Consider the following 14,484-nt stretch of genomic DNA (forward strand, 5'->3'; position numbering starts at 1 on the left):
CCCGTCTCGCTCCGGTATGTGCGCAGGAGGCTCGGCGGAAGGCCGCAGGACCCGCGGACGCCGGCTGCACGGTGACGCACCGTGCAGCCGGCCAAGCTCCCGCGCCGTCGAGCGTGGCCGCCGTCAGAAGGCCCCGTGGAAGGAGCAGCGTTCGTGGAACTGAAGGCCGATGTCGCCGTGGTGGGAGCCGGAGCCGCGGGGCTGTCACTCGCGCTGCGGCTGGCCCGGCCGCCCTCGGGGGCGGCAGAGCTGGACACGGTGCTGTTGGCCGCGCCACCGGGCCCCGCCCGCGCCGCACCGCGCACCTGGTGCTTCTGGGAACCGGCCGGCGGCCCCTACGACGAGGCGCTGGCCGCATCCTGGCAACGTCTGCGCGTGCACGGCCGCGACGGCACGGCCGTGACATCGGCCATCGCGCCCCTGCGCTACAAGATGCTGCGTTCCGACGCCTTCGAGGAACTGGCCGGCCGCCGGATCGCCGCAAGCGGGCGGGTGTCCAGGGTCGAGGCGGCCGCCGAGCGGGTCACGCCGACGCCCGGCGGCTCCCTGGTGCACGCCCGCCGCGCGGACGGCGGCAGCGTTGCCGTCCGCGCCCGCTGGGTGTTCGACTCCCGTCCGCTCACCCGCCTCCCACCCGCGCGTACGACGCTGCTGCAGCACTTCCGCGGCTGGTTCGTCCGCACTCCGCGGCCGGTCTTCGACCCGTCCGCCGTGGAGCTGATGGACTTTCGCACGCCGCAGCCCGCCCGCGGGCTGTCCTTCGGCTATGTGCTGCCTGTCGGCCCGCGGGAAGCGCTCGTGGAGTACACGGAGTTCTCCCGCCGGGTCCTCGGCCCCGCCGCATACGACCGCGCGCTGCGGCACTACGCGCAACGCGTGCTCGGCCTGGCCGAATACGAGATCACCGCGTGCGAGCAGGGGGTGATCCCGATGACGGACGCCGGCTTCGTGCGGCGACCCGCGCCGGGCGTGTTCCGGATCGGGGCCTGCTCCGGCGCCACCCGCCCCTCGACCGGCTACACCTTCAGCGCCGTACAGCGGCAGGCGGGCGCCGTGGCCTCCGCCCTGCACGCCGGACGGCATCCGCTGCCGCCGCCGCCCCACTCCGCCCGCGCCCGCCTCATGGACGCGGTGCTGCTGCACGCCCTCGACAGCGGCCGGGTGGACGGCCCGGCCTTCTTCACACGCCTGTTCGGACGCGTGCCCGCACCGCGGCTGCTGCGGTTCCTGGACGGGCGCACCAGCCTGTCGGAAGACCTCTCCATCGGCGCTCATGCGCCCGTCGCCGCGATGCTCGCCTCCGCTCTCACTCTCCCCTTCGCCCCGCGCCGGAACCTTCCCGCCGGAGCCTTCCCGCCGCCTGACACCGGAGCCGTACACCATGCCGCTTCTGCGTGACGCCCAGCTGGCCTACGCCTTCGACCACGCCGCCCGCAGCTACGACACGCTGGTGGCCGCCAACCCCGGATACCACGCCCACCTGCGCCGCTCGGCCCGGCGGCTGGGCCTCCCACCGGAGGTCGCCGGGCTGCGGGTGCTGGACCTGGGCTGCGGCACCGGAGCGTCCACGGCCGCCCTGGCCGCCGTGCTGCCCGGCGCGGACATCACGGCGGTCGACGCCTCGGGGGGCATGCTCCGCCGGGCGGCCGCCCGGCCGTGGGCGCGTCCGGTGCGTTTCGTGCACGCGCCGGTGGAGCAGTTGCAGGAGGCCGGGGTGGACGGCCCGTTCGACGCGGTCTTCGCCGCGTATCTGCTGCGCAACGCCACCGACCCGGACGCCGTGCTCGCCGCGGCCCGCCGGCTGCTCGCCCCGCACGGCCGCCTGGCGGTGCACGAGTACGCGCTGAGCGGGCGGGCCGCGCACCGCGCGGTGTGGAACGCGGTGTGCGGCGGGCTCGTCCTGCCGGTCGCCGCACTGCTCGGGGACGGGCCGCTCTACCGGCATCTGCGGCGCAGCGTCCTCTGCTTTGACACGGCCGGCGCCCTCGGACGGCGGGTGGCGCGTGCCGGGTTCGAACGGGTGCGGGTGCTGCCGCTGCCCGGCTGGCAGACGGGCATCACACACACGGTGGCAGCCCGCCGGCCGATGGGTCCGGGGACGAGCGAGGAGGACCCGCGATGACCGCCGACAACCGACGCCGACGGCCCGCACACCGCCCGGGCCGGGACCGGCTGGCCCGGCCGCTGTCGGCCCCGCCCGGAGCAGGCCGCGCCGACGCCGCAACAGCGCCGCGCGCCGCGGTCGTCGGCGGCGGCGTCGCCGGGCTGACCGCCGCGACGGCGCTTGCCGAACGCGGGGTGCGGGTCACCCTGTACGAACGGGAGCGGGTGCTCGGCGGTCGGCTGGCCGGCTGGCGCACCCGGCTCGCCGACGGCAGCACGGTGACGATGAGCCGGGGATTCCACGCGTTCTTCCGCCAGTACTACAACCTGCGCGCCCTGCTGCGCCGCACCGACCCGTCCCTGTCCCGGCTCACCGGCCTGCCCGACTATCCCCTGCGCCACGCGGACGGCGGCCACGACAGCTTCCGCCGCGTCCCGCGCACCCCGCCGCTGAGCGCGCTGGGCTTCGTCGCGCTGAGCCGCTCCTTCCGGGTGCGCGACCTGGCCCGGATGGACGCCCGGGCCGCGCTGCCGCTGCTCGATGTGCGGGTGCCGGGCGTGTACGACCGGCTCGACCGCATCAGCGCCCATGACTTCCTGGAGGCGATCCGCTTTCCGGCGGCGGCGCGGCATCTGGCCTTCGAGGTCTTCTCGCGCAGTTTCTTCGCCGATCCACGCCGGCTGTCGGCGGCGGAGATGGCGCTGATGTTCCACATCTACTTCCTCGGCTCGGCCGAGGGCCTGCTGTTCGACGTGCCGGACGAACCGTTCCCGCAGGCGCTGTGGGACCCGCTCGCCGCGCATCTGACCCGTCTCGGGACCGAGCTGCGGACCTCGACCGCGGTCGAGGCGGTCAGGGTCCTGCCCGGCGGCGGCTTCGCCGTGGCCGCTTCCCGGGGCGCGGAGGAGCGCTGCGACGCCGTGGTGCTGGCCCTCGACCCGGGAGCGCTGCGTGCCGTCGTGGCCCGGTCCGAGGAGCTCGGCGACGCGGAGTGGCGCGAGCGGGTGGCGCGGCTGCGCACCGCGCCGCCGTTCCTGGTGTCACGTCTGTGGCTGGACCGGCCCGTCCGAGGCGACCGGCCCGGATTCCTGGGTACGGGCGGCTACGGCCCGCTGGACAACGTGAGCGTCCTGAACCGCTGGGAGGGCGAGGCCGCCCGCTGGGCCGCCCGCACGGGCGGATCGGTGGTGGAACTGCACGCCTACGCGCTGCCCGGTGACGCCGACCGGGAGGTCAGGCAGAAGGAACTGCTCGGGGAGCTGCACCGGATCTACCCGGAGACACGCGGCGCACGGGTGGTGGACGCCCGCCACGAGTGGCGCGCCGACTGTCCGTTGTTCCCGGTGGGCGGGTACGGCGACCGGCCGGCCGTGCGCACGCCCACGCCGGGCCTGGTCGTCGCGGGCGACACCGTGCGCACCGGTCTGCCCGTGGCGCTGATGGAGCGTGCGGCTGCCAGCGGCTTCCTCGCCGCCAACGCGCTGCTGAGCCGCTGGGGCCTGCGCGGCCATCCGCTGTGGACGGTGCCGGACCGGGGCCGCGGGGCGCTGCTGCGGTGGATGGCGTCGCGGTCGGCGCACCCGGGGTGAGGACGAAGGACACGGGCCGCCGCCGCAGGGCGCCGAACGGCCCGTCTTCCTTCCGCGTCCGGGACCGGCTGTCCGCGGGAGGTGTCCTGACCGGCCGTCGAAGGATCCTGACCGGCCGTCGAAGGATCCTGACCGGCCGTTGAAGGATCCTGACCGGGCCTTCAAAGGATGCTGACCGGCCTTCAGAGGATGAGGGTGCTGACCGGTCGGTCGTCGGGCGGCTCCTCAGTTCCGCAGGTCGCGGGCGCGCCGGAACCGGCAGAGCCCATCGGACAGCCCGATCACCGGATCGGGGTAGTCGAGGGCGGCGCGGTCGGCTCGGGGCAGCTTCCACGGCTCGTGCACCGCGGGGGCGTCGACGCGGTCGAGTTCGGGCACCCAGCGGCGAACGTAGGCGCCGTCGGGGTCGTATCGCTTGGACTGGGTGACGGGGTTGAGGACCCGGTTGGGCCGGGTGTCGGCGCCGGTGCCGGCCACCCACTGCCAGTTGAGCTGGTTGTTGGCCACGTCGCCGTCGACCAGCCAGTACAGGAAGTGGGCGGCTCCGATCCGCCAGTCGACGTAGAGCGTCTTGGTGAGGAAGCAGGCGGTCAGCAGCCGGGCGCGATTGTGCATCCAGCCCTCGTGACGCAGCTGCCGCATGGCCGCGTCGATCACCGGGTAGCCGGTGCGGCCCTCCCGCCATGCCTCGATGTCGGCCTTCGCGGCGCGCTCCGAACGCCAGCGGTCGTGCTTGGTGCGGTAGTCGGCGTGGGCGGCGTCGGGGCGGGCGGCGAGGACCTGCCGGTGGAAGTCCCGCCAGGCGAGCTGTCGTACGAACGCCTCTGCGCCCGGCCCGCCGTGACGGCGGGCCCGGTGAACGAGTTCCACCGGGGACAGAACGCCGAAGTGCAGGTGCGCCGAGAGTCTGGAGGTGGCGTCGGCGGCCAGGTCGTCGCGGGTGTCGTCATAGGCGTCCAGACCGCGCCGCCAGTAGGCGGTCACCCGCTTGCGGCCCTCGCTCTCGCCGCCCGCCGGCAAGGCGGGCGAGACCCCGGCGACCTCACCGCGTGCAGGCAGCGGCTCGCCCTTCACCCGGTCGGGGACGGGTACGCGGCGCGGGGCGGCGACGACGGCGCGCGGCCGGACCTGCGCCCACCGCCGGTAGTACGGCGTGAAGACGGCGAAGTGGTCCGACGCGGCAGGGGTGACCTCGCCGGGCGGGACGGCTGCGGTGACCGCGTCGTGCACGGACAGTCGGCGTCCGTCCGCCTCCAGGGCGGCACGCAGCCGCTCCTCGCGCAGGGCGGCGAACCGGCTCGGCTCGGCCGACATGTGCACCTCGTCCGCGTCCGCCTCGGTCACGGCCCGGCACACCTCCTCCACCAGGTCGCCGGAGCGCACCACGAGCCGCCCGCCGCGCTCGCGCAGCGAGGCGTCGAGGTCGGCCAGGCAGTCGGCGAGGAAGGCGCTGCGGTTGGGTGTGGCGAACCCGGCCTCCGCCACGGCGCGGTCGCGCACGAAGAGCGGGACGACGGCGTCGGCGGAGTCGAGCGCCGCGCGCAGGGGCGGGTGGTCGTGCAGACGCAGATCGGAGGTGAACAGGACGACCGAGACGTGCATGGGTTTCAGCTTCTCCCCGATGGATGGCGGCGACCGGTGCGGACGGCACTGCTTCGCGGCGTTCCGACGGCTCCGTACGCGTCACCGGGCCCCGCAACGCGGCGAATTCGAGGGGCCCCGCAACGCCGACGTACCCCGGAACACCGAAGGGCCCGTCGGCGGCCGTCGTCTCCGCAGTCGATTCGTCGCGCATGGTCCGCCCGAGCCGCCCCTTCGTCCTCCGGAGCCCATGGTGTGTGCCTCCGCACTTCTACCGTGCGGCGGCCCGTCCGGATGCGCCCGACGTGCGCCCGAAGTGCGCCGGTCGGGTGACGCCGGTGGCCGACCCGGGCCGCGAGGGCCGATTCAGCCCGGCGGGCCTGCGGGAGAGGTCGGCGACGGGGTGGTCGCCGTGTCCGGTCCCGCCCGTGGCCGGCAGGTGTACTCCCGGGGCGACGACCTGTCCCGTACGGCTCGCGTCGCCCGCTGCACGGCCGGCCGTCCGGTACTCGCGGACGCGGGCTGCGCCGGGGAACCGATGGCACAGCCCGCGTCGGCCGCAGGAGCCGCAGCACCGCCGTGAGGATCACGGCACAGCCGGAAGGATCAGGACACAACGGCAAGAGCTACGACGCGGCCATGACCGTTACGACGTGGCCGCCCCGCCCTTCGTCAGCAGCCACTCCTCGTGCAGTGCCCCCAGCGGAATCCTCTTCTGGAAGAGGGGCGTGCCGAAGATGGAGAGCTGGACGTTCAGGGTGCCGGTCAGGTCGACGCCGCCGTAGAGGGCCCACGAGCCCGACGCCGAGCCCGTGCCGTCCGCCGAGCCCTCGGCCGACGCCGCGGCCTCCGTCCGCAGATACGGGGCCAGGTCGGCGGTGACGCCCACCGTGCCGTAGAGACCGACGGTGGCCTCGGCGCCCATGGCCGCCTTGACCTCGCCGACCGCGGTGACGGCCGTCTTCAGGGGCTCGCCCGTCATGTCGGACTCACTCACGCCGGTCCAGCCCTTGGACCAGGTGAAGTTGCCGCCGACCTTGAAGTCGCCCTGGAGGTCCTGTTCGACGTCGACGGTCACCCGGCCGTCGGCGTCCACCTGGAAGTAGCAGACAAGGTCGAGGTTGACGACGATCGGGACCGGGCCGACCTGGATGACGGGGTCGGCGTGGAGCTCGGCAAAGGGGATTCGGATCGGCCGGCCGTCTGTCGAGCCTGCCGCGCGGCCCTTCAACGACCACTGGGACGCCCAGTCGCCGGACAGGCCCAGGAACGCGCCGCCGGGCGAGGAGCCGGTGCCCGAACCGGAGCCGCTGTACGAGAAGGAGACTTCCGGGGCGAGTTGTACGAAGCCCTCGACCGACGCGGCGGCCGATGCCGGGGCTCCCTCGGCGGTCTCCACGGCGGCGCCGACGTCGAGGCGCAGGCTGCCGAGCGGGAGCTTCGCGCCCTCGGGGCCGAAGGTGAGGTCGCCGGTCTTCGCCCAGGAGACCTTCACGCCCTCGACGAGAGGGTCGACCTCCATGGTGGACGGGTCGACGGGGACGGTGCCGTCGGCCGTGGACTCGCCCAGCACGGAGGTGAGTTCGGCGGGTTCCGTCTCGACCGTCATGCCGTCGCCGTCCGCCGCGGTACCGACGATCTTCGTGACCTCGGCGAGCAGACCGTCGGGGGCCCCGGGGGCGGGGGCACTGGCGATGACGTCGCCGACGGCCACGGCCGCCTCCGGCTCCGCCCCGCCCGGCTCCGGAGTCCGCTCCGGGTCCGACGTCGGGCCCGAGGCCGGGGTCTCGTCGGCGTCAGGGGTCTTGTCGGCGTCAGGGGTCTCGGCGTCCGGAGCCGCGGGCGTCGTCTCCGATGGGGCCGACGACGGGTCGGACCCGGACCCGGACGTGCCCGACGGGGCCGAAATCACCGCCCGGCCGCTCTCCTTGTCGTACGAGGCGACCTTGAGCGCGGACTTCCTGGCCTTGACCTGACCCGCGGTGTCCGCGTCCGCATCGGCCACGGCGGTGGGGGTCGGGCCGTCGGTCGCGGCCGACACGACGGCGAGTTGCTCCTCGGCCGCCCCGGCCTCGGCAGGCTCGGCGGGCTCGGCCGCCGCGGTGGGCGCCGCCTTGTCGGCGGCTGTGGACTGGGAACCGGCGGAACAGCCGGTCGTCAGCAGGGTGGCGGCGGTGACCGCCGACAGTGCCGAAATTAAGGCATGTCGTTTGAACTTGTGCACGCGTGATCCTCGGGAGCGATGATATGGGGGGTGCGCTTCAGGAGGTGGCGTGGAAGGGACGGCGCGCGCGAGACCGGGCGGGTCATGGCGACGCCGCATCGCGGGCGCATCGGCACCACGCGAACCGGACATCCACGACGCAGGAAGCGGGACGCAGACGGCGATTACCCCTCAGTAGCCACACATGAGCATGCCAGGCTTACAGAACCCGGCACGCCACTTCCCCCACCAAACGCCGGTGACCTGAATCACATCTACGATCAACACGTCCCCGGCGGCACGACTCGGCCCCCTGAGCGCACCTACGCCGAACAGGCCTGCCCGGTCGGAGCGTTGCGAACCAGACGAACAACTCACCGCCAGCGCCGTACACCGCGCCCCGGCATAACTCCGCCTCGATATTCTGCACGGCGTGATCAACCTGCTGGCCCACCCCGAGTTCGTCGAGCGGGGGCTAGCGACCGAAGTGCGGTCGCCCCGCTCCTCCGAGTCATCCCTCCTCCGCTGCGCTCGGGGCCCTCCACCTGGACCAGCGAGAGGCTCTGGAACCTAGGCGACGAGGTAATCGAACCTCGCCTTCCCGTTGACGGCGGAGGTGAGCTTGTCTCCCGGGACGTCGGGGCCAGATGCCGGCGCGACGACGGAGACAGCGGGTGTGGCGACCGCGGCTTCGGGTGCGGGCGCGACGACTGGGGCAGCGATTGCGGCGACGACGGCGAGGACGGCGGCAGCGCGCAGGGTCCACTTCAACAAGATGAGGCTCCGTTCTGGACGTGTGATGGCATACCGCCCCGCCGGTGCTTCCCCGTGGAGCGCCGGCGGGGCGGGCCGCTGCCTCTATCGTCGCCCCCACCCGGTGTCCGGAGATCGTCCGAAGGTCGCAACGGCGTCTCCCCCGCACAGGGGAGGTGGTCCTCGCCCGGCGGCCCCTCCGCTTTGCCCACCGATCGGCAGCCCCTGCATGTCACCACGAACTGGCATGTGCGCCTGACGAACTCAGACTGCGACGACCTGCTGGGCCAGCGGCAGCGCCAGCGGTCCCCCTTGGAGCAGGAACGGAGGCGTCGCGCATCGTCCCCTGTTGGGATGTATCGGTCATGGCCGGGGAACGTAGCCCTCTACTCTGACAGCCAGGCCGCGAACAGTCCGTTCAGCAGGCTTGAGCATTCGAACAAGGTTCCTGTTCGGGTGATCCTGCGGTGATCGGACGCCCGATCGGAGGGCTATTGCCGGCTCTTCGCAGTTGAGGGTGTAGCGCCGAGAATGCAGAGCTGTTGGATAGTTGGATGTGCGTCGTCAGGAGGTGCGAGCGTCGTAGTTCTCGCGGTTTGCGAGGACCTCGGCCATGTGCGTCTGCGCCCAGTTCCTGAGCCCGCGCGTCATGTGGTGGAGCGAGCGGCCGAGGTCGGTCAGCTCGTAGGAGACGGTGACGGGGACGGTTGGCGTCACCGTGCGGGTGAGCAGACCATCGTGCTCCAGCGACCGTAGCGTCTGGGTCAGCATCTTCTGGCTGACCCCGGCCAGAAGACGAGAGATCTCGGAGTAACGCATCGCCTTCGGAGCGTCTGCGTGTGCTGCACCGGGCTGGCCAGGGCTGTCGTCGCCGCCCAGCGCACACAGGATCAGGACGACCCACTTGTCCGAGATTCGGTCGAGCAGCTGCCGGCTGGGGCACCCTGCAAGGAACGCGTTGTACTCCACCTTGGCCTGAGCCCTCTTCTGGGCCGCCTTCATCGTCGTCACTGATCGCACCTCTCACCGATGGGTGGGTTACGCACTCCAAAGTGCCTACTTCCCGACAGGAAGTTTCTCTCCAATCCTGATGCAGGGAGGCAGCAGGCGCCACCCCCAAGTGCACGACGAAAGGCAACACGATGAGCACACCCTCCCTCTCCCTTCCCGGCGGCACCTGGACTCTGGGTGACCTCACCGTCACCCGGTTCGGCTACGGCGCCATGCAACTGGCCGGCCCGTGGGTGATGGGGCCGCCGGCCGATCGCGATGGTGCGCTGGCCGTTCTGCGTGAAGCGGTCGACTACGGCATCACCCACATCGACACCAGCGACGCCTACGGGCCGCGGGTCACCAACGAGTTGATCCGCGAGGCACTGCACCCCTATCCCGAGTCGCTGCACATCGTGACCAAGGTGGGCGCGACCCGCGACGCACAGGGCGGCTGGCCCACGGCCCGGCGACCCGAAGATCTGCGCCGCCAGGTCCACGACAACCTCACGTCTCTCCGGCTCGACGTACTCGACCTGGTCAACCTCCGGCTTGGCAACGCCGAGGGCCCCCAGCCCGGCTCGCTCGCCGAGGCGTTCGAGACGCTCGCGGAACTCCAGCAGCAGGGCCTGATCCGCCATCTCGGGGTCAGCAACGCCACCGAGGAGCAGGTCACCGAGGCACAGAGCATCGCGCCGATCGTGTGCGTGCAGAACATGTACAACCTCGCCCACCGCCACGACGACAAGCTCATCGACCGGCTCGCCACCGAAAGCGTCGCCTATGTGCCCTTCTTCCCCCTCGGGGGCTTTACCCCGCTTCAGTCCTCGGCGCTCTCGGCGGTCGCCGCACGACTGGAGGCGACACCGATGTCCGTCGCACTGGCCTGGCTGCTGCAGCGATCACCGAACATCCTGCTCATCCCCGGCACCTCATCGACCGCACACCTGCGCGAGAACATCGCCGGCGCAAAACTCTTCCTCTCTCATGAGGACTTGACCGAACTGGACGGCATCAGCCGCTGAATGCTGCCTATCTGAACGGCCCACAGGCCACGATCGAAGCCACCGTTCAAATTTCGGCCCCGGTCACCTTCCCGTGACCGGGGCCGAAGCAGGACGATTCGCCCTCGCCTGGTGGATCTCAGACCATCACCCGTCAGGATCTTGTATCCACCGGCGATGGCGGCTCACCGGCGGTGGCCGGGGTAGGCGTTGAGGTCTCCCGAGGACGGGGGTTCCTCCACCAAGCCCATCCGGAAGACCTCGACGTTGCACGACGCCCACCCCTGAGGCGGGCTTCGCCCGCGCTGACATAAATACCTTCTGCCGCCTTGACGAGCTCGGTGTCGACGGCCTGCTCTTGGTGCCGCGATGTCACCTTCAACGAGGACAGATCCCAGGTCAGGACCCACAACACGCCCGCCGTACTCGCTACCCTCCGCGACCTGATCCGCAGCACGCTCAAGCTCGCCGGCTACGTCAACACCGCCGCCGGACGCGGAGCCCACACCGAGCGCCCCCGCGTCCTCACCCTCTACGGCATCACATGATCAAACCCGACGATCCTGGAATTCGCCGGGTCCCTGACCTGACGGTCGCCGACGACTCGGACACACAGACGATGCCTGCCCCTGCTTTCGAGGCTCACCCCCGGTCAAAAGGCAGAAGACCGATCAGTTTCGGCCCTGTATCGGGGGACATTGGGGTGGCCAGGAATCAACGCAATCTGCAGTTCGATGACGTCGTGAAGCGGCCCCTCCGAGCTGGTCGTTGCAGGTCGCAGGCGGGGCATTTCAGAGTATCGTTCGATGGGAAAACAACTGCGGGGGGCAGTTCCAGCCGTGATGGGGGCCGGATAAGAACGTCGCAGTCGGCCTGGGGCCAGGTGATGGGCGAGAAGTCGCAGGGCCGCGCCGCATAGGTTGATCAACGAGGGGGTAGGCAGCAGCACGAAGCCCCTGGTGCACGCGGAGAATGACGCAAGGCGGCAGAAAGGTACGGACGGCAAGAGCGACGCGTGCACAGCCTGCGTCGGCGAAATGCGTCACTGTCTTTGTGGGCCCATTTGTCAGGTGCCCCCGTCGGGGTGCGCGAGGCCTTGACCCTTCAATACTAAGGTTTCGATGCCGGCATCCCCGCATCCCCGCATCCCTGCATCCCTGCATCCCTGCATCCCTGCATCCCGGCGAGGAGAAACGGCCTCTTTGCAAGGGCTGATTTCGTGTCCATCGAGAGAATCCGGAGGGAAGTCCCGTGACTTTTGAGAACATCTTCGACAGTGGCGGAAGTGAAGCCAAGTCCGCCGAAGAGTCCGCTCGGAAGGTCCATGAAAAGATTCCCGGGGCTCGGCCCGAAAGGGAAGGGGTCGATCCCGAGCTCTACGACGGCATTCCTGATGCTGTGCGCGACCCGAAGATTGTGCGCGACACGTCGCCTGAGGCGCTCAGCATCATGGAAAACTTCATCACCCCCCTGTTCAAGAACACCCAGACGGCAGCGGCGAGGCAGAAAGAAGCCAGTGAGAACCCCGAGTCCACATCCGGTATGGCGTCTTCGGCCAAGGATGAGGCGTTCAAGAAGGTGAAAGTGGAGATCAAGGAAGAAGACCAGCCGAAGATCAGGGAGGAAGACCGTCCAAAGATCAGCGCCGAGCAGCTGGAGGAATCGAGGAAGGACAACCGCCAATCAGCCAAAGACATTAAAAGGACCGACGACGGGTCAACCAAGGGGTGAGGTTGAGCTCGGAGCCGACTCGAGGGGCGCCAGGGCTGATCGAAGGCCTCAGCTTTATGAGTCCGCCGCCCTTGAGCAGCGGCAACGGCCCCGCTCGGAAGCCTGACGACTCCTCACTGGGGCGTGAGTCAGCAGCTCACAAGTAATCCCTGACAAATCGTTCAGTTCTGGTATGCAAGGAGGCTGAAGGCCATGGGCGGACCCACCAAGAACAATGTGAGTACGACTCATCTCGGCGAACGATTTGTGCGCCACCCACTGACAAAGCGAAACCTGGAGGAACTCGGCATCGCCGGAAAGGCCGCTGCCATCCTGGAGCGGGACAAGGAAAAGCTGAAGCGGAAGGCCGAGAAGAAGGCGAAGGATGGGAGCGACCGGTATGTCTCCCCTACCGGATTTTCTGTAAACAAGGGGCGATTCGACTTTCCCGAGGAGGACACTGCGCACGACCTCGGGTGGATCGCCTTCATGACGGTGGGTGTGCCGCTGGTCGAAGAGCGAGGCGACATTGCGCAGCCCCCTCCCGACGTGATTGCCAAGCAGACGTACGTCAATCGGACCGACCCCATCCCCACCGACTGGTCGCACACGGTCGAGTTCTCGATCTCGAACACGATCAGCTGGTCGCTCCAGGGACAGGTGCAGCTCACGTTCGGGGCAAAAGTCACTGCGTCACTGCAGCAGCAACTGCAGAAGAGCATGGCTTTGAATCAATCTCAGAAGACCACCCTGAAGAACAGCAAAGACAATCAAGGCGTTGACACGGAGTCTCAGTCGCAGACGACGAGCACGTCAACGGCCACGAGCACCGCCACGGGTACTGGCGAATTGTCGGCACAGCTGATGCTCGGGATCACGGGTTCTGTCAGTGGTTCGCTGACCACTTCGTTCAAGACTTCGTCCACGCTGAGCGGCAAAGTCGGCAGCCGCGTGGACGTCCTGGCCACGCAGCGACGTCAGGTGCGGAGGTTTGACTACGAATACCCCATCTCCTTCGGTGGGTGGGTCGCTCTGTATTACCCCGAGCCGGTGGAGGTCAAAGAGACCCGCCCGAGCGGCCCACAGGCCAAGGAGCCGAAGTATTCCAGGGTGCTTGCATGGAAACTCGGCGAGACCGGCACGGCCGCGGAGGCTTTCGACTTGACCGATGAAGGCAAGCCGTTCCTGCAAAAAGGGGAGGCTGAGGTCGTTTCCACCCTTGCCGGGGTGCACGAGATCTTCGAGCTTGAAAAACTCAATTTCGATGTGGAGAAGCACCCCCTTCACAAGGGCAAGGGCAAGGAGCAGGAGCGCCCGAAAAAGGCTCCCTCGGTGCGCGCCACCGGGCTGGGCAGGTCGTACGGCCTCGCGCTGGACGAGCCGAACAACAAGGCGTACGTCGCCGACCGGAACGGCAGGCTGTACGAGGTGGATCTCACCTCGGATCTCCGCTCCGGTGACTGGCGTGAGGTCGCGAGCGGCCTGGGCGACATCGTGGATGTGGCGCTGGACCTGTCGAAGAAGGTCGCGTACGTCACCGACTACTCAGGTGGCCGCCTGTGCAAGGTGAAGAACCTGTTCGATGACTCCAAGGCCGTCGAAGTCGTCGAGGTCGCCAAGGTCCCCTACGCATACGGCCTCGCGCTGGACGGGTCGGACAGGGCCTATGTCACCGACTACGGCAACGGGCAGTTGATCGCGGTCAATCTGAAGGACGAACTGGAGAGCGGAGAGGCGAGGACGAAGCCGGTCATCGGGGGCATGGCGTATGCCTCCGGAGTAGCGCTGGACAGGGACGGCAGGAGGGCGTACGTCGGCCGGTACGGCAGCGGCCCTCTGTACGAGGTCGACCTCAATCCCCCTTCCGGCGCCACCAAGAGCGAAGTCGCCACCTTCTCCGCAAGCACCCGCGTCGCGCTGGACGGCAAGGGCCGCGCATACGTCTCCGACCATTCGGGCGATTGCCTGCACGAGGTCGACCTGAATGAGAAGACCAAGGGCCTGCAGCGCGTGGTCGCCACCGGGCTTGGCGATGCTTGCGGCGTCGGGCTGCACAGCCGCACCGGCAAGATCTACGTCAGCAATATGTCCGGCCAGCTGTGGGAGACCCCCGACGTGCTGCCCGAGGCTCCGGAAACGTCGTAGCGTAGGTCGTCTTTCGCGGGTGGGCGGGCATGGCTTCCTTGTGGGCTCGGCGTGCGGCGGCGGTGTTGACGTAGCCGGCGAGGATCAGCGCGGGCGGCTGCCCGGTGGGTCGCGCTGTTCACGCTCGGTGCCACCGTCGGGCATGACCGGCTCCGGCCGGCGGGGCTGTGCGGACAGCAAGGGCCGAAGGCAGTCGTAGGCCGCCGCACAGATCTCACCGGGATCCAGGCGTCCCAGGACGCCGCGCAGAGTCTTCTCGCCGGACTTGATCCTCGGCGGCCCCCTCACCAAGGGCTTCCGGCCGGGGCACTGCGCAAGCGGGGGCAGCGACAGGGGATGATGGAGGAACAAACACGGCACCTTCGCGCATCTTGAAGCGTAGAGAACCCCATGAACCACAGGTGC

At 69.8% G+C, this 14,484-nt stretch carries 10 protein-coding genes and 1 pseudogene; 7 read left to right on the forward strand and 4 right to left on the reverse strand.

Features of this window, described 5'->3' with window-relative positions; genetic code table 11:
* Positions 1 to 153 precede the first annotated feature (153 nt).
* The 3 genes from QCN29_RS06350 to QCN29_RS06360 are packed head-to-tail and all read left to right on the forward strand — an operon-like array spanning position 154 to position 3,693.
* A complete protein-coding gene (locus QCN29_RS06350) occupies positions 154 to 1,398 on the forward strand; it encodes a lycopene cyclase family protein (RefSeq protein WP_279926733.1) in 1,245 nt (414 codons plus the stop codon).
* The gene (locus QCN29_RS06355; RefSeq protein ID WP_279926734.1) at positions 1,382 to 2,122 is read left to right on the forward strand and encodes a methyltransferase domain-containing protein; all 741 of its coding nucleotides are present in this window, start codon (positions 1,382 to 1,384) and stop codon (positions 2,120 to 2,122) included. Before QCN29_RS06350 ends, QCN29_RS06355 begins: the two co-directional genes overlap by 17 nt.
* Positions 2,119 to 3,693 (forward strand): NAD(P)/FAD-dependent oxidoreductase, encoded by a 1,575-nt coding sequence (locus QCN29_RS06360; RefSeq protein ID WP_279926735.1) that lies wholly within the window; start codon positions 2,119 to 2,121, stop codon positions 3,691 to 3,693. The genes QCN29_RS06355 and QCN29_RS06360 overlap by 4 nt, the downstream gene beginning before the upstream one ends.
* A gap of 225 nt (positions 3,694 to 3,918) precedes the next feature.
* Here the strand turns inward: QCN29_RS06360 and QCN29_RS06365 are convergent, their stop codons facing one another.
* The 4 genes from QCN29_RS06365 to QCN29_RS06380 form a co-directional block, all read right to left on the reverse strand.
* Positions 3,919 to 5,295: a cryptochrome/photolyase family protein gene (locus tag QCN29_RS06365; RefSeq protein WP_279926736.1), complete on the reverse strand. Its 1,377-nt coding sequence runs from the start codon at positions 5,293 to 5,295 to the stop codon at positions 3,919 to 3,921.
* A 625-nt stretch (positions 5,296 to 5,920) separates the two neighbouring features.
* Positions 5,921 to 7,498, reverse strand: coding sequence for a hypothetical protein (locus tag QCN29_RS06370; RefSeq protein ID WP_279926737.1), 1,578 nt, complete (start codon positions 7,496 to 7,498; stop codon positions 5,921 to 5,923).
* Between the two features lie 549 nt (positions 7,499 to 8,047).
* Positions 8,048 to 8,251: a hypothetical protein gene (locus QCN29_RS06375; protein ID WP_279926738.1), complete on the reverse strand. Its 204-nt coding sequence runs from the start codon at positions 8,249 to 8,251 to the stop codon at positions 8,048 to 8,050.
* A gap of 543 nt (positions 8,252 to 8,794) precedes the next feature.
* Positions 8,795 to 9,232, reverse strand: a complete 438-nt coding sequence (locus QCN29_RS06380; RefSeq protein ID WP_398859141.1) for a winged helix-turn-helix transcriptional regulator — start codon at positions 9,230 to 9,232, stop codon at positions 8,795 to 8,797.
* Between the two features lie 140 nt (positions 9,233 to 9,372).
* Here QCN29_RS06380 and QCN29_RS06385 point away from each other — a divergent pair, with 140 nt between their 5' ends.
* The 4 genes and pseudogenes from QCN29_RS06385 (at position 9,373) to QCN29_RS06400 (ending at position 14,079) form a co-directional block, all read left to right on the forward strand.
* Positions 9,373 to 10,245, forward strand: coding sequence for an aldo/keto reductase family oxidoreductase (locus tag QCN29_RS06385; protein WP_279926740.1), 873 nt, complete (start codon positions 9,373 to 9,375; stop codon positions 10,243 to 10,245).
* A gap of 335 nt (positions 10,246 to 10,580) precedes the next feature.
* Positions 10,581 to 10,772 (forward strand): annotated as a pseudogene (locus tag QCN29_RS06390) (ISAs1 family transposase); the annotation flags it as partial.
* Positions 10,773 to 11,475: 703 nt separating this feature from the next.
* Positions 11,476 to 11,955: a hypothetical protein gene (locus QCN29_RS06395; protein WP_279926741.1), complete on the forward strand. Its 480-nt coding sequence runs from the start codon at positions 11,476 to 11,478 to the stop codon at positions 11,953 to 11,955.
* 192 nt (positions 11,956 to 12,147) lie between these two features.
* On the forward strand, positions 12,148 to 14,079 hold the full coding sequence (locus tag QCN29_RS06400) for an NHL repeat-containing protein (RefSeq protein ID WP_279926742.1): 1,932 nt from the start codon (positions 12,148 to 12,150) through the stop codon (positions 14,077 to 14,079).
* The last annotated feature ends 405 nt before the right edge of the window (positions 14,080 to 14,484 follow it).

The sequence above is a fragment of the Streptomyces chengmaiensis genome, from assembly GCF_029846775.1.
In the GTDB taxonomy this organism is placed as follows: Bacteria; Actinomycetota; Actinomycetes; order Streptomycetales; family Streptomycetaceae; genus Streptomyces; species Streptomyces chengmaiensis.

Coding starts and splice junctions, on each gene's coding strand:
- QCN29_RS06355 (WP_279926734.1), top strand. CDS start 1,382: ATGCCGCTTCTGCGTGACGCCCAGCTGGCCTACGCCTTCGACCACGCC.
- QCN29_RS06360 (WP_279926735.1), top strand. CDS start 2,119: ATGACCGCCGACAACCGACGCCGACGGCCCGCACACCGCCCGGGCCGG.
- QCN29_RS06365 (WP_279926736.1), bottom strand. CDS start 5,295: ATGCACGTCTCGGTCGTCCTGTTCACCTCCGATCTGCGTCTGCACGAC.
- QCN29_RS06380 (WP_398859141.1), bottom strand. CDS start 9,232: ATGAAGGCGGCCCAGAAGAGGGCTCAGGCCAAGGTGGAGTACAACGCG.
- QCN29_RS06385 (WP_279926740.1), top strand. CDS start 9,373: ATGAGCACACCCTCCCTCTCCCTTCCCGGCGGCACCTGGACTCTGGGT.
- QCN29_RS06400 (WP_279926742.1), top strand. CDS start 12,148: ATGGGCGGACCCACCAAGAACAATGTGAGTACGACTCATCTCGGCGAA.